We start from the raw sequence: 17,047 nt of genomic DNA, 5'->3' as shown, positions 1-17,047 counted from the left end.
AAAATGTTGAGGAACGTCATGCCCAACGAGATTGAGACAGACAGAAGGTTCGCAACCACTCTTGCGCGGGGCTTGAGCGTGCTGCGGGCGTTCAGGCCATCCGATGACGGCTTGGGCAATGCGGAAATCTCGGAGCGTACGGGCATTCCAAAATCCACCGTTTCGCGCCTGACTTTCACCTTGCAGAAGCTCGGCTATCTCACCCATGCGCGGCGCCATGACCGGTATCGCCCCGGCCCTGCGCTGCTGGCGCTTGGAAATATGGCCAGCGCGTCGATCTCATTTGTCGATCTTTCGTCACCGCTGATGCAGCGGCTGGCGGATGAAACGGGAACTCTTGCCCTGTTGCTGGTGCGCGACGGAGGCAAGCTGCTGATCGTCAAGACATGGCGCCCCCGCGGGGTTGCCTCCCTCTGGCTGGAGGTCGGGCATCGCTTGCCGTTCAACGGCACCTCGTCCGGCCATGCGCTGCTCGCCTCAGCCTCCGAAGAAGGGTTTGATGAAATTGTGACTGCGGCAGACGGTGATCACGGGCTGACCCAAGATCGTGCGGAAGAGATTCGGCGCGTTGCGCACAATCAGCTGGTGACAACAGGTTTCGTCGTCACCGACCCTGGTGAATATTTTGCAGCCAATATTCACGCGGTTGCCACCCCGTTCTACTCTCGCGACTTGAGTGAGCCGGTGATTTTCACCTGTGGCGCGTTGCCCGAGGTCCTCTCAGTGCCCCGCATGCGTACGGAGGTTGGGCCAAGGCTGCGTGAAACGGTGCAGGAACTGGAACGCATGATGGGTCAGGGCTTCTCCCAGGCATATCAAGAACTATAATGATGCAAAATTCTGCATAGTAGAATTCAATATCGCATGTTGAAATTCGTGAGTGAACCTGTTATCAAGAAAATGAATCAATGAAAGGCAGATTGATGGGGTCAGTATCCTACGAAAATGTTGACAGGGTGGCGGTCGTGACCGTCGACAATGCTCCAGTCAACGCGTTGTCGCAGGCCATCCGCAGCGGTCTGTCAGACGCTTTCGGCCGCTTTCAGACCGACGAGTCGGCCGATATTGCCGTCATCATTGGGGCTGGTCGGATGCTCATTGGCGGCGCTGACATTTCCGAATTCGGCAAGCCACCACAAAGCCCCAGCCTGCCCGACGTGATCCTCCAGATAGAACAATCTGCAAAACCTGTCGTCGCTGCCATTCACGGCATGGCATTGGGCGGCGGGCTTGAAGTTGCCCTTGGGGCGCATTACCGCATCGCGGCTCCCGGCACGCGGCTGGGTCTGCCCGAGGTCAAGCTGGGCATCATGCCCGGCGCGGGCGGGACACAGCGTATGCCGCGCCTCGTTGGTGCTGACACAGCGCTGAAAATGATCACCAGCGGCACCCCTGTGACCGAAGCTGAAGCACTCCAGTCCGGGTTGATCGATCAAATCTGCGAAGGCGTTGATATTCGCGAAGCCGCAATCGACTATGCGCAATCGCTGCTGTCCGACAATGCCCCGGCACGACCAATCAGCGGTTTGCCCCGCGCCACGGACAGTGAGGGCGTCATTCAGCAATGGCGCGCGAAGCTGCAGAAATCGTCGCGTGGCGAAGTGGCCCCGCTGGTTGCAGTCGATGCGGTGGAAGCATCGGTCCAGAAGTCCTTTGCCGAAGGGTTGAAGGAGGAACGCCGCTTGTTCCTGCATCTGATGGACACTCCCCAGCGCGCCGGGCTCATCCACGCCTTCTTTGCCGAACGCGCCGTGGCGAAACTGCCGGAAATCGCCGGTATCGCGCCCCGTGACTTCACGCGTATCGGCGTCATCGGCGGCGGCACGATGGGGGCCGGTATTGCCACTTCGGCGGTGCTGAACGGCCTGGCGGTGACGTTGGTGGAGCGGGACTCTGAGGCCGCCGACAAAGCCCGCACGACCATTGCAAGCAACCTCGACGCCGCCGTGAAACGCGGCAAGCTGAATGCCGAACGGCGTGACGCGATCCTCAATGACGCCCTCACGACCGTCACCGACTACGACGCCTTGTCCGACGTCGATCTGGCCATCGAAGCCGTGTTTGAAAGCATGGATGTGAAAAAGGAAGTGTTCGCCAAGCTCGACGAAATCCTACCGCGCGGTGCGATCCTGGCGACCAATACCTCATACCTCGACGTAGACGAAATCGCCGCCTCGACTTCGCGGCCCGAGGATGTGATCGGCCTGCACTTCTTCTCTCCCGCGCATATCATGAAGCTGCTGGAGGTGGTTGTCGCCGGCAAGACCGCGCCGGACGTGGTGTCCACCGCCTTTGCGCTGGCGAAGAAACTCCGCAAGACCGGCGTGCGTGCCGGTGTCTGCGATGGTTTCATCGGCAACCGCATCTTGTCGCACTACCGCACGGCGGCCGATCATTTGGTGCTGGACGGGGCAAGCCCCTATCAGATCGACAAGGCGCTGACCGATTTCGGCTTTGCCATGGGTCCCTATCAGGTCTCGGATCTTGCCGGGCTCGATATTGGCTACGCCACCCGCCAGCGCAAGGCGGCGGACGCCCACCCGCGTGACCGCTACCCGGCCTTCGCCGATGCGCTTTACCACAAAGGCTGGCTGGGGCAGAAAACCGGTCACGGCTATTACATCTACGAAAAGGGCGATCGCAAAGGGCAACCCGACCCCGAGGTCGAGCAAATCATCGCGCAGGCCCGCAAGGAGGCCGGCACCAGCACCCGCACCTTCACCGATGACGAGATCGTGCGCCGCTACATGGCCGCGATGGTCAACGAAGGCGCGCGCGTGGTGGAAGCCGGCATCGCGCAGCGCCCGCTCGATGTGGATGTCGTGTTTCTCTATGGCTACGGCTTTCCGCGCTGGCGCGGCGGGCCGATGAAATATGCCGATATGCGTGGCCTCGACAGCATTCTCGCCGACATCCGCACATTCGCCGAAACCGACGATCATTTCTGGACCCCCGCGCCGCTGCTGGAAAAGCTGGTGGCCGAAGGCCGCAACTTTGACAACCTGAACAAGGCCGGAAAGGAATAAACCTATGTCCAAAGCCGTTATCGTATCCATCGCCCGCACACCGATCGGAAAGGCCGGGCGTGGCGCGTTCAATATCACCCATGGCGCGACAATGGGTGGACACGCCGCGGCAGAGGCCGTCAAGCGCGCCGGGATCGACCCGGCCCTGATCGAAGACAGCATCTGGGGCTGCGGCTATCCGGAATACGTCACCGGCGGCAATATCGCACGCCAGATCGTGATCCGCGCGGGCCTGCCGGTCAGCATCGCGGGCACCACCGTCAACCGGTTCTGCGCCAGCGGGCTGCAGGCGGTCGCTATGGGCGCCCACATGATCGACAGCGAAGGCGCAAAGGCGGTGCTGGTCGGTGGCGTTGAAAGCATTTCGATGGTGCAACCCCCGGTGCGTCATTCACGCGAAACGTGGATCGAAAGCCACAAGCCCGACCTCTACCTGCCGATGATCGAAACCGCCGATATCGTCGCCAAACGCTACAATGTCAGTCGCGAGGCGCAGGACGAACTCGGCTTGCAAAGCCAACAACGCACGGCGGCGGCGCAGGACGCCGGACGGTTTGATCAGGAGCTTACCCCGATCACTGTCACCATGGCGAAGAAAGACAAGGAAACCGGCGAGGTTTCGGAGGTCGAAATCACCATCTCACAGGACGAATGCAACCGCCCTTCGACCACGTTGGAGGGGTTGCAAAAACTTGACCCGGTGCGCGGCCCTGATCAATTCATCACCGCCGGGAACGCATCGCAGCTCAGCGATGGCGCGGCGGCGCTGGTGATGATGGACGAGAAAGAGGCGGAGCGACTTGGCATAACCCCGCTTGGTGCCTTCCGCGGCCTCGCCGTTGCCGGATGCGAGCCGGACGAGATGGGCATCGGCCCGGTCTTCGCCGTCCCCCGTTTGCTGGAACGGCAGGGGCTGAAAGTCGATGATATCGACCTCTGGGAACTGAACGAAGCCTTTGCGAGCCAGGCGATCTACTGTCGGGATACGCTCGGCATCGACAATGACATCTGCAACGTCGATGGCGGCTCCATCGCGGTTGGGCACCCGTTCGGCATGACCGGCGCGCGGATGACCGGGCATCTGATGGCCGAGGGCGGTCGCCGTGGCGCGAAACTGGGCGTCGCGACGATGTGCATCGGTGGCGGCCAGGGTGCCGCCGGTCTGTTTGAAATCTACTGAATAGGAACGCGCAATGGATCTGAACTACACGGATGAACAGAAGGCGTTTCGCGACGAGGTGCGCAGCTTTCTGGCCGAAAAACTTCCCTCCCGACTGTCCGACAAGGTGAAGCGCGGTCAGACCCTTACCAAGGCGGATCACGAGAAATGGCACGCGATCCTCAATGAAAAGGGTTGGCTTGCAGGGAACTGGCCTAAGAAATTCGGCGGCGCAGGCTGGAACGCGGTCGAGCGGCATATCTTCGAGGACGAGATGACCAAGGCCTCCGCGCCGCGCATCTTGCCCTTCGGTCTCGCGATGCTCGGCCCGGTGTTGCAGCAATTCGGCTCGAAGGAGCAGCAGGAACACTACCTGCCGCGCATCCTCAATGGCGACGACTGGTGGTGCCAGGGATATTCCGAACCCGGCGCGGGTTCAGATCTGGCGTCTGTCCGCACAACGGCGGAACGCAATGACGACCACTATATCGTCAACGGTCAGAAGACCTGGACGACGCTGGGCCAGCACGCCAACATGATTTTCTGCCTTGTGCGCACCTCGAAAGAGGGCAAGCCGCAGGAAGGCATTTCCTTCCTTCTGATCGACATGGACAGCCCCGGCATCAAGGTTCGCCCGATCATCCTGATCGACGGCGAACCTGAAGTGAACGAGGTCTTTTTCGACGATGTGAAGGTTCCCGTCGAAAACCTGGTGGGTGAGGAAAACAAGGGGTGGACCTATGCCAAGTACCTGCTGACCCACGAGCGCACCAATATTGCGGGTGTCGGCTTTGCCAACGCTGGACTTGAGAACCTGAAGCGCATTGCCCGAGCCGAACAGGCCAGCGGTCGCCCGCTGATCGAGAACCCCCATTTCGCGGCGCGTATCGCGCGGCTCGAAATCGACCTGATGGCGATGTCCACTACCAACCTGCGCGTTGTCTCGAAGGCCGCGGCAGGGCAGGCGCCTGGCGCCGAAAGTTCGATGCTGAAAATCAAGGGCACGATCATCCGTCAGGAAATCAACGCGCTGACCCGTTCCGCCGTTGGCCCCTACGCGATGCCCTTCGCCTCCGAAGCGCTGGAGGACGGCAGCAACCAGCAACCCGTCGGCCCCGATTACGCCGCTTCAGCCACCGCGCAATATCTGAACAACCGCAAGCTGTCGATTTATGGCGGATCGAATGAGGTCCAGCGCACAATCATCAGCAAGGCCATTCTGGAACTGTAAGGGACAGAACATGAATTTTGAACTGACAGAAGAACGCCAGATGTTGCAGGACGGCCTGCGCCGTTTCCTGCGGGACACCTACACCCCTGCCTTGAGGGCCGAACTTACAGAGGCCGAAAGCGGATTTTCTGCCGATGTCTGGAACGGGCTTGCGGAAATGGGTGTCATCGGCGCGCTGTTTTCCGAAGACGACGGCGGTTTCGCCGGGGCCGGGTTCGATATCGCGCTGGTGTTCGAGGAACTGGGCCGCGTCGGCGCGGTCGATCCCCTGCTGGACACTGCCATCCTTGGCGGTGGGCTGATCGCCGCGCTTGGTAACGACGATCAGAAGCAGATGATCGCAGACACCATCGCAGGCACGACCCAGCTAGCCTTTGCCCACAGCGAGCCGTCCAGCCGCTATGACATGTCGCGTGTCGAAACCAATGCGACCCGTGACGGTGACAGCCATGTGCTGAACGGGCGTAAGTCCGTCGTGGTCAATGCCCCGGCGGCGGACCACATCCTGGTCAGCGCCCGGTCCAGCGGCGATGCAGCGGCCAAATCCGGCATCAGCCTGTTCCTTGTTCCGGCCGACGCCCCTGCCATGTCGTTGCGCAGCTACCCGCTTGTCTCCGGCGGGCGCGCAGCCGAGGTCCTGCTGGAAGACGTCAAGCTTGGCGCCGACGCCCTGATCGGCCCCGAAGGTGCGGCGTATGACGAAATCACCCGCATTCACGCCCGCGCCACGCTTGCCATCAGCGCCGAGGCACTTGGCCTGATGGAGAGCATCCGGGAGCTGACGACAGATTACCTGAAGACCCGCAAGCAATTCGGCAAACCCATCGGCAAGTTCCAGGCGCTGCAGCACCGGATGGCCGACGTTCTGATCGAAATCGAACAGGCGCGGTCCGCTGTCATCAACCTGGCAGGGCACGTCGACGAACCAACGGACATTCGCGATAAGCATGTCAGCGCAACCAAGAACCTGATCGGCAATGTCGCGAAACTCGTTGCCGAAGAGAGCATTCAGATGCACGGCGGCATCGGCATGACCGACGAGTACGAGTTGGGGCATCTCGCAAAACGGCTGATCATGGTCGATCACCGCTTTGGTGACGCGATCCATCATCTTGAACGCTTTATCGCGCTGGCAGTGGCTTGAACTATGGTGCCCGGCGATCTGATCGAAAACGAAACCGGCGCGCAGCGCCTGATGGGTTATGTCCTTGACGTGGGGCAACCGGACATGCGCGCACGTTGTACCTTGTCGATGACGGATCTGCATCTCAACCGACACGGTGTCCTGCACGGCGGCATCGCCGCGACAATGCTGGACAGCGCGATGGGAGCGACCGCCAGCCTGTCGGTCGACCCATGCGGCCGCGCACCATTCCTCACCATCTCGCTTTCGACCCAGTTCATCGCCCCGGCAACCGGCCAATCGGAATTGATCGCAACCGGTCAGATTGTCGGCGGTGGCCGCGCACTGGTGTTCGCCAAAGGGGAATTGCGCGACGGATCGGATTGGCTCATCGCCACGGCAACGGGTGTGTTCAAACGCGTGCCGCCGGACCAGTTGACCGTACCGAAGAGGGGTGGTCAGTGATGCAACAGCTTGCCCGTTGCGAAGATCATGGCGACCGCCTGATCGTCGTCAATTCGAACACTAGAAAGCGCAACGCCTTGTCGCCGGAACTATATCGCGTATTGGTCGATTCAATGGACCTTGCGACGAGAGAGCCTCGCATCACCTCGGTCATCCTGCGCAGCGAAGGCGGCTATTTCTGCGCCGGTGGCGATCTTGGTCAGCTGGCGACCCGCCGGGACATGCCCCGAGATCAGCGTGTCGCCCGCATTGAAGAACTGCATGACGTGATCCGCGCGGTGATGAACTGCCCGAAACCGGTGATCGCCGCCGTCGAAGGAGGCGCGGCTGGTGCCGGGGTCTCGCTTGCCTTTGCCTGTGACATGATCGTGGCCGACCGGGATGCGACTTTCACCGTCGCCTATGTCAAGGCGGGACTTGTCCCCGACGGTGGCCTGACCAGCACATTGGCCGCCCATCTGCCGCGCGAGCTGTTGATGCGCATGGCGCTGCTCGGGGAGCCGATGACGGCGGAACGCCTTTTCGGTCTCGGCGCAATCTCGCAGATCGAACCGGCGAGCAACGTGCTGCCGGCGGCACTTGCGCTGGCCGGCCGGTTGGGCGCTGGACCAACGCACGCGCAAGGCCGCATCAAAGCGCTAGTCAACAGCGCACATACGTCATCCCGGTTGGATCAGATGAATGCTGAACGCGATTCGATGGCTGATGCCATTGCTGCCGCCGAAGCCGCCGAAGGCATCGCCGCATTCCTCGAAAAGCGCCGTCCGGACTTTGCCAAAGCACGAGCCTCCAAATGACAGATCCGACCTTCAAAACCGCTGTTACACGTACATTTGGGTGCCGCCTGCCCATCGTCGCGGGTGGTCTGATGTGGCTTTCAAATGCGCCCTATGTCGCTGCCGGCGCCAATGCGGGCATCATGTCCTTCATCACGGCGGCCAGCTTTCCCGACCCAAACGACCTGCGCGAGGAGATCGCGAAATGTCGGGAACTTTGCGGTGATCGCACGTTTGGTGTCAACGTGTCCATGCTGCCCAAACTGGTCGAAGGTGAGAGGATCGCGGACACTTTCCGCCTGATCGCAGATGAGGGCGTGCGTTTTGTCGAAACCTCGGGCCGCAATCCCGAGGCCTTCCTGCCGATCCTCAACGACGCGGGCATCAAAGTGCTGCACAAGGTTCCAAGCGTGCGCTACGCCGTGAAGGCGCAGGAGGTTGGGGTCGACATGGTCTCCATCGTCGGTGCGGAATGCGGCGGCCATCCCGGGCTCGATCTGATCGGCAGCATGGTCAACCAAGCGCTCGCCGAGCGTCGGCTCGACATCCCTTTCCTGATTGGCGGTGGCATCGGTGCCGGCAGTCAGATCGTCTCGGCCTTGGCCTCCGGCGCTTCGGGTGTCGTGATCGGCACGCGTTTTCTGGTGTCCGAAGAAATCTCGGCGCACCCGCAGTACAAGCAGGCCCTGGTGACGGCCAATGAACGTGACACGACATTGACGATGAGCAGCGTGCGCAACACCATCCGCACCCTCACCAACGAAACGACGGAGATCGTACGGCAGCTTGAGGTTGATAACCCCGATGTCGGCATTGCCGAATTGATGCCTTATGTGTCTGGCGCAATTGGCCGCAAGGCTTATGAGACCGGCGATGTGTCGCGCGGGATGTTGTCCGCAGGGCAGGCTCTGGGCCTAACCAACGGCATCGCCCCGCTGGCAGACATTGTCGCCCAGCTGGAACAAGAGGCAGGTGTCGCCCTGGCGCGCCTGCGTCCCCAACCCCTTGCAACGCAACGCCCAGAGGTGCTGGTGTCATGACCGAATACAGCTTCCGGATACATCATCTTGTCGAGGACAGCGCGCGTGCCTATCCCGATGCGATTGCGCTGATAGATGGCAGCGGCCATCAGGTCACATATACCGAATACCAGGCCGCGATCACCGAAGCTGCAGCCCTGTTGCAAAACCGGGGCGTGCAGCCAGGCGACCGCGTCGCGATTGTGGCAGAAAACTGCATCACCACTGCCGCTTTCATCTTTGCCGCCAGCACCGTCGGGGCCTATGCGCTGCCAATCAATGCACGGATGACCGCAGCCGAAATTGCCCGCGTGATGACCCATGCAACGCCGTGCGTTACCGTTTTCACGACCGAAGCGTCCAAGGAAGCGGCGGCACATGCTGCGACCGCAAACGCGGGCACGCAGGAAACATCTTTTGGAAGTTTCGCCATCGCCGTCACGGGGACCAGCGCACCGGAACAGGTCGCAGACGGCCCGGACGAAACCGCCGTTCTTCTCTACACGACCGGCACGACGGGCGATCCCAAGGGCGTGATGCTGACCCATACCAACCTGCGCTATGCGGGCTGGGCCTCGACCGAGTTGCGCGGCATGAGACAGGACGACAGGATTTACGGCGTGCTGCCGTTGACCCATGTTTTCGGGCTTGCATCCATGCTGATGGCCGCCAGCGGTATCGGCGCAACCATCCAGCTTGAACCCCGGTTCCGTCCTGATGCGCTTTATGCGGCACTGATGGACAAGGCGACCATCCTTCCGGCAGTGCCGCAAATGCACGCGCTGCTTATGCAATACGCCAGGGATCAGGGGCTTTCGCGCCTGGAAAACAGCAATCTGCGCTATGTTTCCTCCGGAGCCGCCCCGCTGGACCCGGCATGGAAACGCAAGGCCGAGGCCTTTTATGGTCTGCCCCTGCAAAACGGCTATGGCATGACGGAAAGCACTGCAGGTGTCTGCGGTACTCGCAATTCCATCGGTTCACCCGATATCAGCGCGGGCTTTCCGTTGCCTGAGACCGAAATCCGGCTTGACGCTTCGGTAAGTGCCGCAGGCGATCCCGATGCTGGTGAAATTCTCGTGCGCGGGCCGCAGGTCATGAAGGGGTATTTCCGAAATCCGGCGGAAACCGCCCGCACGATTGATGCAGACGGATGGCTTCGAACCGGTGATCTAGGAAAGATCGACGAGGTCGGCAATCTGCACGTTGTCGGGCGTTGCAAGGAACTCATCATTCGCGGTGGGTTCAACGTCTACCCGCCCGAGGTCGAGGCCGCGCTGAACGACCATCCCGATGTGATTCAGTCAGCGGTGATAGGCAATGTCACGGACGGCGACGAGGAAATCCTTGCATTCGTTCAATGCGCAGATCCGGCGACGCTGGACCAGGACGCGCTTGCCGCTTTTGTCGCCAAGCGGCTCACGGGCTACAAGCGCCCTTCCCGCATCATCCTGACAACCGAACTTCCGGCCGCCCCGACTGGCAAGATACTGAAACAAAAGCTGGCTTCCGTTTTCGCGGAACAGCTGGCCCAACCCGCAACAAAGGAATGACTGAGATGGCAAAAGACATGAACGGCCCCGGCCTCGGCCCCTTCGATTGGGCTGACGCGTTCCGAATCGAGGACCAGCTGGATCAGGATGAGCGCATGCTGCGCGACGCAGCCCACGACTTTGCCCAGGACCGGCTGCAACCCCGCGTAATGAAGGCCTATAGCGAGGAAAGTGACGACCCCGGCGTATTCCGCGAAATGGGCGAGGCGGGCCTGCTTGGCGTCACCATTCCCGAAGAATACGGCGGGTTGGGTGCGTCTTACGTCACCTACGGGCTGATCGCGCGCGAAATTGAACGGGTGGACAGTGGCTATCGCTCGATGATGTCAGTGCAATCGTCGCTGGTCATGTACCCGATCTACGCCTACGGGTCGGAAGAACAGCGCAAGAAGTACCTGCCAAAGCTGGTATCGGGCGAATATATCGGCTGTTTCGGCCTGACTGAACCTGATGCGGGTTCGGACCCGGCCGGGATGAAAACCACCGCCAGAAAAACGGCCGAAGGTTATGTCCTCAATGGCTCCAAAATGTGGATCTCCAACTCCCCCTTCGCGGATGTATTCGTTGTCTGGGCCAAATCCGACGCTCATGGCGGCAAGATCCGCGGGTTCGTCCTTGAGAAGGGGATGGAGGGCCTGTCCGCGCCGAAAATTGGTGGCAAGCTTTCCCTACGGGCATCGACAACGGGCGAAATTGTGATGAAGGACGTGGCCGTCGGCGAGGATGCCCTTTTGCCCGGTGTCGAAGGTCTGAAAGGCCCGTTTGGTTGCCTTAATCGCGCGCGATACGGCATCGCCTGGGGCGTGTTGGGGGCGGCAGAATACTGTTTTCATGCCGCGCGACAATACGGTCTTGACCGCAAGCAGTTCAACAAACCGCTGGCCCAGACACAGCTTTTCCAGAAGAAGCTTGCCGATATGCAAACGGATATTTCGTTTGGATTGCAGGCCGCGCTGCGTGTCGGTCGATTGATGGATGAGGGCCGCGCCGCGCCCGAAATGATCTCACTGATCAAGCGCAACAACTGCGGCAAGGCGCTCGATATAGCGCGCCACGCCCGCGACATGCATGGCGGCAACGGTATATCCGAAGAATTTCACGTCATTCGGCACATGCTGAACCTTGAAACCGTGAACACCTATGAAGGCACCCACGATGTCCACGCGCTGATCCTCGGGCGCGCAATCACCGGCCTTCAGGCGTTTTATTAATTCCAAACAACAACTCGGAGACCATGCCAATGAAGGTGCTCGTACCTGTCAAACGCGTGATCGACTATAACGTGAAAGTCCGTGTCAAAGCGGATGGCAGCAGTGTCGATCTCGCCAATGTCAAAATGTCGATGAACCCCTTCGACGAAATCGCCGTCGAAGAGGCGATCCGCCTGAAGGAAGCTGGAAAGGCTGAAGAGGTCGTTGCGGTCTCCATCGGTGTCAAGCAGGCCCAGGAAACCCTGCGGACCGCGCTTGCAATGGGTGCGGATCGGGCGATCCTTGTGGTGGCTGCCGATGACGTGCACACCGACATCGAACCGCTGGCGGTGGCCAAGATCCTCGCCAAGGTTGTCGAGGAAGAGCAGCCGGACCTCGTTCTCTGCGGCAAGCAGGCGATCGACAACGACATGAACGCCACCGGCCAGATGCTGTCGGCGCTGCTCGGCTGGTCGCAGGCAACCTTTGCCTCCGAGGTCGACATCGAGGGCGACAACGCCAAGGTCACCCGCGAGGTTGATGGCGGGTTGCAGACGATCTCGGTCAAGATGCCGACCATCGTGACCGTGGACCTGCGCCTGAACGAGCCGCGCTACGCGAGCTTGCCGAACATCATGAAGGCAAAGAAAAAGCCGCTGGACGAGAAAACCGCCGCCGATTACGGCGTCGATGTCTCGCCGCGCCTGTCGATCGTATCGACCACTGAACCCGAGGCCCGCAAGGCCGGCGAAATCGTCGGCTCCGTGGATGAGCTGGTCGCGAAACTCAAAGAAGCGGGGGCTGTGTAATGGCTGTTCTTCTTCTCGCAGAAGTCACCGGTGGTGAATTGGCGCTCGACGCAACCGCAAAGGCCGTGACGGCTGCTGCGAAACTCGGTGATGTGACCGCGCTTTGCGCAGGCGCCTCGGCTTCGGCCGCAGGCGAAGCTGCCGCCAAGATCGACGGCGTGTCGAAGGTGCTGGTCGCCGAAGACGCCTCGCTGGGCCACCGCCTGGCGGAATCGACCGCGGCGCTGATCGTTTCGCTGGCGGGTGACTATGACCACATCGTTGCCCCGGCCACCACCGACGCCAAGAACGTGATGCCCCGGGTTGCGGCGCTTCTCGACGTGATGGTGATCTCCGACGCCTCCGGCGTGGTTGATGCCGACACGTTTGAACGCCCGATCTACGCTGGCAACGCGATCCAGACGGTGAAATCCTCGGACGCGAAAAAGGTTGTGACCTTCCGGACTTCGACCTTCGACGCCGCTGGTGAAGTTGGCGCAGCCCCGGTTGAAACCGTTTCCGCCGCGGCTGATCCGGGCCTGTCGAGCTGGGTTGAGGACAAGGTTGCCGAAAGCGATCGTCCGGAACTCACCTCCGCCGGTGTGGTTGTCTCCGGTGGTCGTGGGGTCGGTTCGGAAGAGGACTTCAAGATCATCGAAGCGCTGGCTGACAAGCTTGGTGCAGCCGTTGGCGCGTCGCGTGCGGCGGTCGACTCCGGCTATGCACCGAACGACTGGCAGGTGGGTCAGACCGGCAAGGTTGTTGCCCCGGACCTTTATGTTGCGGTTGGTATCTCCGGCGCGATCCAGCACCTTGCTGGCATGAAGGATTCGAAGATCATCGTTGCGATCAACAAGGACGAAGAGGCGCCGATCTTCCAGGTTGCCGACTACGGACTGGTCGCCGACCTCTTCGACGCCGTGCCGGAACTGAACGAAAAACTGTGACAATCGCGCGGCGGTGAGGGAATCCCCGTTCTCTCTGGTCGGGATCCCGGACGTTTTTCAAGTCCGGTCACGCGGTTGGGCATTGCTAATGGGAGAGAGGCCAGCGGGCCAAGTGGCCCGCTGGCCCGATCCGGTGCATGTAGCTGCCGGCACGGGCGGCATCGCAGAACTGGAGACGATATGAACAGACCCACCGAATTCGTATCGGTGCCGCTAATGACCGCGCAGCGGGTCAGCCTGATCGGCGGGTTGATGGTCGCGATTGGTCCGATTGCCATGGCGCTCTATACGCCGGCGATGCCGGGCGTGGTTGCAGCGTACGAGTCCACCAATAGCATCGTGAAACTGACCCTGACGCTCTATTTCGCAGGTTTCGCTATTTCCCAGCTGGTCGCGGGGCCGTTATCGGATGCGATCGGGCGCCGTCCGGTGACGGTGATCTTCGCGGCGATTTTCTGCGCAGCGTCGCTGGGCGCGCTGCTGGCGCCGACAATCGAGACGCTGACCTTTGCCCGCTTCGCCCAAGGGGTTGGCGCGTCTGCCGGGGTGGCGATCTCGCGCGCTATCGTACGCGATTGTTTCCAGGGCGACGAATCGTCCAGCATCATGAACATGATCGGAATCATTCTTGCGGTCGGCCCGGCGGTTTCGCCGACGATTGGCGGGTTGCTCGTGCTGCATGTTGGGTGGAAATCGGTGTTCGCGGTGATGATCCTCTTCGGCCTTGCTGTTGCGCTGGTCGCGCAGGTCGCGATGCGCGAAACCCTGCCTGCGCCGCAACCGCTGCGGCTGGCGGCCCTGGGCAGGTCTTACCTTCGGCTCCTTGGCAACCGGAATTTCATGACGGCGAGCCTGACGGTTGCGGGCTCGGTCGGGGCAATCTATGCGCAGGCGACACTGTTGCCCTTCATCTTGATGGGGCAGATCGGCCTGAGCCCCAGCAGCTTCGGCCTGGCGATGCTGTTACAATCGGGGCTGTTCTTCTCGGGCGCACTGGTGGCACGATCTGTCATGAAACGAACCAGCGCATACCGGCTGGTCTGGCCCGGGCTGGGTGCCATCGCCCTGGGGGCGTTGTTCATCTTCTTGCTTCTCTGGGCGGATGACCCGAAAACCTTCCGGGTGATGGTCCCGGTGGGCATCTACGCCTTCGGTATCGCCTTCGTGATGCCGGCAATGTCCACCGCCGCACTGGCGCCCTTCCCCCGGATCGCCGGGGCGGCAGCAGCGCTGATGGGATTCCTGCAAATGGGTGCAGGGGTGTTGGTTGGCACAATCGGCGCATTTTTTGCGGATACGCTGGTCGCGTTCGCGGTGCTGATCCCCACCATGGCTGTGGTGGCCTGCATAAGCTACGCGATCTACCGTCTGAACCCGCATCTGGCCAAACCGGAACCGCGCGAAAACGTGATTGGCGCTGCTCCACCAGGGCGAACATTCCTGCGAGAGGAGTGAGGATACAAGACACCACACACCTTCTTACGGACTCTTGGCCCCAAGACAAACTGGTGGCGGTGGTACTATGCAATATACTCGATACAAAGTTGATTCATGATCCTGCTCCTCCTGCAGTGAAGTGGTCCTCAGCTAACTTTAGAAAAACGGAGGATACAGATGCCGGATGCCTCGACAATTTCGGGATCGGGGCGCGGACGGCGATCAAGGGTGTCGCCGATCGCATAGAACTGATCGCCCGAGATGGTGCCGCAGATGCAGCCATTGGCGCGAAACTGTTGTTGGTCACTCGCAACTGGTCCGGCAAATTGATACGCGCGCTACGAAATACTAAGGACTATGAGTCCGAGTTAAAGTCGCGTTCGCCACCAGTTCTTGGACCGGCTATCAAATGATGAAGGTCGCCTTTGGCCCGCGACCCGGTTAATGCCGATCAATACTTCGCGGCACTTGGCAAGAATGGCTGCACTACACGATGCGCAGCGGCGTTACTGCGCGCCGCATGAACGGCAGTCTTGCACGCCGTGAAGCGGCACCAATCGTCACGCTCTCGCAGCAACTTTCGTGCTGCATGCGCGCGCAGCGAGAATTTGAGAGGTCTCCTGAGGGCTCAGAGTCCGCATTTGCCGCGTGCGGCCCCAATGTCCGGTATGCCGGCCGACCCCAACCATCAAATATGAACTGGCGGCTAGCTGAGGAGCCTATCCGCCTTCGCCGCTTCCGATCCGCTTCAAACCATCGAAGTCGATTTCCCGCTTCTGTTCCGCAGTGAGATCCGGCCGGATTTCCGACACCGGCTGGGGCCCGTGGACGTCCCACATCACCGCATGCCCGCCTGTACTCCAGCGATACACCCAACCAACCACGCTGCACCCGTCGGTCCCGATCAGATTAGCGATCGCGACGCCCTCACCTTTATCATCGTTCACTGTTTACTGACTTCCTGCACTGAGGCTCTGAGTTTGCAGCGTGACGAGCTGCGGTGCTCGCCTGCACCGCATGCCGCGCTTGGGGAATGTTGGCTAACTGCTCTTCCTGGAGGAGCTCACTTCACATGGGGACGCATGAAGCGGAGCGTCCCAAATCTACATAGTTCTCAAATCTTGTGGTCGGGCTCCGTGGCGGCTTCGACAATCGACAAGACTTCATCTTTGTCAAAACCAATAACCCTCGCCAGAACTGTAAACTCCACGACGTCGATACGACGCTCGCCGCTTTCGAGACGTGCCACAAATGACTGGGGGCGTTTGAGCCTCGCCGCCAACTGTTGCTGGCTGAGTCCTGCTTTATTCCGGGCGTCGACCAACGCCTGGCACAGAGCCTCCTGACCTTTGCTTCTGATTGTTTTTGCCACGCGCCACATACCTTTTGTGACGTCGCTAGCGGATGAAATCTGTTATCTAAAAAGTAGATATTTGAGGGTGTTATCGGCGTCTGGTTTCCGTCGGGTGCAAGCCTGATGCACACCCAATCGCCCATCAATCCCCCACCAGTTCCAGAAACCGACCGTAGTCCTGACTGACCTCACGGGCTTCGTCAAAAGCACGCGCACGCTCCTGCTCGAGGCAGCGAAAGTAGTCCTGAATGTCCGTGATGTAGACCTCAAAGTCCCGCCGGATGATATCCGCATAGTCCCGGGCGGCCTGCGAATCGCCTGGGACAAAAGGCCGGACCGGAGCAAGACAGGATTCCGCCTGACTTGCGATCGGAACGTGCATCAGTAAGGCCGCAGCCTGCATTGTCACCAATCGGCTCAACCGCAGGTTTCTGAAACCCCTATTTTCCTTGATAGACGCCAATTGCCGTGCCTAGAGTTTGAGTAACCGAGATACAGCCGTATCTGCTGCAATATATCTTGCAGTTAATAATATACTATCGTAACTCTGGGCTTCAAGTGGGAATGCCCGGGCGTTGCGCGTTTGAAGAAAGCGTGAGCCGGGCCATGAACTGGGACATCGAAGCACCAAATGTGGTTACGGAAGCACGTTTCCGCGAACTCGTGGAAAGCGGCTATAGCGCTGAAATCCTTTGCCAGGAATCGGCACACAAGAAGGGCCCGAGTTATTACGGGGTCTGGATCATGCGCGTCGTCTCTGACGAGGGCGTGGAAAAGCTGTTGGTCACTGCCCGCACCCGGACCACTTACAACGACATCAAGATCCGCGAGTTCAAGACTATCACTGGCGTGGTGTCTTTCCTTATCGGCATCGGCTTCTCCCATGCCGATGTGCCGCTCGAAGAAGGCCAGCGGACGACGCACAAGCTTGCTGCGACCGACAAGGGCGGCAGCAAGTAGTCTTTTTCTCTTCTGGTTC

Annotated in this window: 18 protein-coding genes; 15 read left to right on the top strand and 3 right to left on the bottom strand. The window is 60.5% G+C overall.

The features are described from left to right. The first annotated feature begins 18 nt into the window (after positions 1–18). The 14 genes from I3253_RS13835 (at position 19) to I3253_RS20470 (ending at position 15,127) form a co-directional block, all read left to right on the top strand. Entirely contained in the window at positions 19–828 is an 810-nt protein-coding gene (locus I3253_RS13835) for an IclR family transcriptional regulator (protein ID WP_232272163.1), read from the top strand. A gap of 80 nt (positions 829–908) precedes the next feature. Beyond that, on the top strand, positions 909–3,026 hold the full coding sequence (locus I3253_RS13830) for a 3-hydroxyacyl-CoA dehydrogenase NAD-binding domain-containing protein (RefSeq protein ID WP_197918518.1): 2,118 nt from the start codon (positions 909–911) through the stop codon (positions 3,024–3,026). A 4-nt stretch (positions 3,027–3,030) separates the two neighbouring features. Beyond that, positions 3,031–4,206: an acetyl-CoA C-acyltransferase gene (locus I3253_RS13825; RefSeq protein ID WP_197918517.1), complete on the top strand. Its 1,176-nt coding sequence runs from the start codon at positions 3,031–3,033 to the stop codon at positions 4,204–4,206. Between the two features lie 13 nt (positions 4,207–4,219). Further along, on the top strand, positions 4,220–5,416 hold the full coding sequence (locus tag I3253_RS13820; RefSeq protein ID WP_055296274.1) for an acyl-CoA dehydrogenase family protein: 1,197 nt from the start codon (positions 4,220–4,222) through the stop codon (positions 5,414–5,416). 10 nt (positions 5,417–5,426) lie between these two features. Next, a complete protein-coding gene (locus tag I3253_RS13815) occupies positions 5,427–6,560 on the top strand; it encodes an acyl-CoA dehydrogenase family protein (protein WP_055296273.1) in 1,134 nt (377 codons plus the stop codon). 6 nt (positions 6,561–6,566) lie between these two features. Then, positions 6,567–7,004, top strand: a complete 438-nt coding sequence (locus tag I3253_RS13810) for a PaaI family thioesterase (protein WP_332262137.1) — start codon at positions 6,567–6,569, stop codon at positions 7,002–7,004. After that, positions 7,004–7,801, top strand: a complete 798-nt coding sequence (locus tag I3253_RS13805; protein ID WP_055296271.1) for an oxepin-CoA hydrolase, alternative type — start codon at positions 7,004–7,006, stop codon at positions 7,799–7,801. The genes I3253_RS13810 and I3253_RS13805 overlap by 1 nt, the downstream gene beginning before the upstream one ends. Next, positions 7,798–8,820: an NAD(P)H-dependent flavin oxidoreductase gene (locus tag I3253_RS13800; protein ID WP_197918516.1), complete on the top strand. Its 1,023-nt coding sequence runs from the start codon at positions 7,798–7,800 to the stop codon at positions 8,818–8,820. Before I3253_RS13805 ends, I3253_RS13800 begins: the two co-directional genes overlap by 4 nt. Then, the gene (locus I3253_RS13795) at positions 8,817–10,352 is read left to right on the top strand and encodes a class I adenylate-forming enzyme family protein (RefSeq protein ID WP_197918514.1); all 1,536 of its coding nucleotides are present in this window, start codon (positions 8,817–8,819) and stop codon (positions 10,350–10,352) included. Before I3253_RS13800 ends, I3253_RS13795 begins: the two co-directional genes overlap by 4 nt. Positions 10,353–10,357: 5 nt before the next feature. Beyond that, complete coding sequence (locus I3253_RS13790) at positions 10,358–11,563, top strand: acyl-CoA dehydrogenase (RefSeq protein WP_408647828.1); 1,206 nt, start codon at positions 10,358–10,360, stop codon at positions 11,561–11,563. Positions 11,564–11,592: 29 nt separating this feature from the next. Next, a complete protein-coding gene (locus I3253_RS13785; protein ID WP_055296267.1) occupies positions 11,593–12,351 on the top strand; it encodes an electron transfer flavoprotein subunit beta/FixA family protein in 759 nt (252 codons plus the stop codon). Continuing rightward, positions 12,351–13,277, top strand: a complete 927-nt coding sequence (locus I3253_RS13780) for an electron transfer flavoprotein subunit alpha/FixB family protein (protein WP_055296266.1) — start codon at positions 12,351–12,353, stop codon at positions 13,275–13,277. The genes I3253_RS13785 and I3253_RS13780 overlap by 1 nt, the downstream gene beginning before the upstream one ends. Before the next feature lie 180 nt (positions 13,278–13,457). Then, positions 13,458–14,732, top strand: coding sequence for a multidrug effflux MFS transporter (locus I3253_RS13775; RefSeq protein WP_055296265.1), 1,275 nt, complete (start codon positions 13,458–13,460; stop codon positions 14,730–14,732). A 53-nt stretch (positions 14,733–14,785) separates the two neighbouring features. Next, the gene (locus tag I3253_RS20470) at positions 14,786–15,127 is read left to right on the top strand and encodes a hypothetical protein (protein ID WP_232272162.1); all 342 of its coding nucleotides are present in this window, start codon (positions 14,786–14,788) and stop codon (positions 15,125–15,127) included. Positions 15,128–15,433: 306 nt separating this feature from the next. Here the strand turns inward: I3253_RS20470 and I3253_RS13770 are convergent, their stop codons facing one another. The 3 genes from I3253_RS13770 to I3253_RS13760 all read right to left on the bottom strand — a co-directional run bounded on the left by I3253_RS13770 (position 15,434) and on the right by I3253_RS13760 (position 16,471). Next, the gene (locus tag I3253_RS13770; protein ID WP_055296263.1) at positions 15,434–15,661 is read right to left on the bottom strand and encodes a hypothetical protein; all 228 of its coding nucleotides are present in this window, start codon (positions 15,659–15,661) and stop codon (positions 15,434–15,436) included. Positions 15,662–15,828: 167 nt separating this feature from the next. After that, positions 15,829–16,086 (bottom strand): helix-turn-helix domain-containing protein, encoded by a 258-nt coding sequence (locus I3253_RS13765; protein ID WP_055296412.1) that lies wholly within the window; start codon positions 16,084–16,086, stop codon positions 15,829–15,831. Positions 16,087–16,210: 124 nt separating this feature from the next. Next, the gene (locus I3253_RS13760) at positions 16,211–16,471 is read right to left on the bottom strand and encodes a hypothetical protein (protein WP_055296411.1); all 261 of its coding nucleotides are present in this window, start codon (positions 16,469–16,471) and stop codon (positions 16,211–16,213) included. 203 nt (positions 16,472–16,674) lie between these two features. Here I3253_RS13760 and I3253_RS13755 point away from each other — a divergent pair, with 203 nt between their 5' ends. Continuing rightward, a complete protein-coding gene (locus I3253_RS13755) occupies positions 16,675–17,028 on the top strand; it encodes a hypothetical protein (protein ID WP_012187165.1) in 354 nt (117 codons plus the stop codon). Positions 17,029–17,047: the final 19 nt, after the last annotated feature.

Source organism: Thiosulfatihalobacter marinus (assembly GCF_016019955.1).
Taxonomy (GTDB): Bacteria; Pseudomonadota; Alphaproteobacteria; order Rhodobacterales; family Rhodobacteraceae; genus Shimia; species Shimia marinus_A.
The sequence above is the reverse complement of the archived record's forward strand: the minus strand, read 5'-3'. Positions and strand labels throughout refer to the sequence as shown.

What these genes read in the sequence shown, in the direction of transcription:
- I3253_RS13825 (WP_197918517.1), top strand. Translation starts at nt 3,031, where the DNA reads ATGTCCAAAGCCGTTATCGTATCCATCGCCCGCACACCGATCGGAAAG.
- I3253_RS13790 (WP_408647828.1), top strand. Translation starts at nt 10,358, where the DNA reads ATGGCAAAAGACATGAACGGCCCCGGCCTCGGCCCCTTCGATTGGGCT.
- I3253_RS13800 (WP_197918516.1), top strand. Translation starts at nt 7,798, where the DNA reads ATGACAGATCCGACCTTCAAAACCGCTGTTACACGTACATTTGGGTGC.
- I3253_RS13795 (WP_197918514.1), top strand. Translation starts at nt 8,817, where the DNA reads ATGACCGAATACAGCTTCCGGATACATCATCTTGTCGAGGACAGCGCG.
- I3253_RS13775 (WP_055296265.1), top strand. Translation starts at nt 13,458, where the DNA reads ATGAACAGACCCACCGAATTCGTATCGGTGCCGCTAATGACCGCGCAG.
- I3253_RS13820 (WP_055296274.1), top strand. Translation starts at nt 4,220, where the DNA reads ATGGATCTGAACTACACGGATGAACAGAAGGCGTTTCGCGACGAGGTG.
- I3253_RS13815 (WP_055296273.1), top strand. Translation starts at nt 5,427, where the DNA reads ATGAATTTTGAACTGACAGAAGAACGCCAGATGTTGCAGGACGGCCTG.
- I3253_RS13760 (WP_055296411.1), bottom strand. Translation starts at nt 16,471, where the DNA reads ATGCAGGCTGCGGCCTTACTGATGCACGTTCCGATCGCAAGTCAGGCG.
- I3253_RS13830 (WP_197918518.1), top strand. Translation starts at nt 909, where the DNA reads ATGAAAGGCAGATTGATGGGGTCAGTATCCTACGAAAATGTTGACAGG.
- I3253_RS13835 (WP_232272163.1), top strand. Translation starts at nt 19, where the DNA reads ATGCCCAACGAGATTGAGACAGACAGAAGGTTCGCAACCACTCTTGCG.
- I3253_RS13805 (WP_055296271.1), top strand. Translation starts at nt 7,004, where the DNA reads ATGCAACAGCTTGCCCGTTGCGAAGATCATGGCGACCGCCTGATCGTC.
- I3253_RS13785 (WP_055296267.1), top strand. Translation starts at nt 11,593, where the DNA reads ATGAAGGTGCTCGTACCTGTCAAACGCGTGATCGACTATAACGTGAAA.
- I3253_RS13755 (WP_012187165.1), top strand. Translation starts at nt 16,675, where the DNA reads ATGAACTGGGACATCGAAGCACCAAATGTGGTTACGGAAGCACGTTTC.
- I3253_RS13780 (WP_055296266.1), top strand. Translation starts at nt 12,351, where the DNA reads ATGGCTGTTCTTCTTCTCGCAGAAGTCACCGGTGGTGAATTGGCGCTC.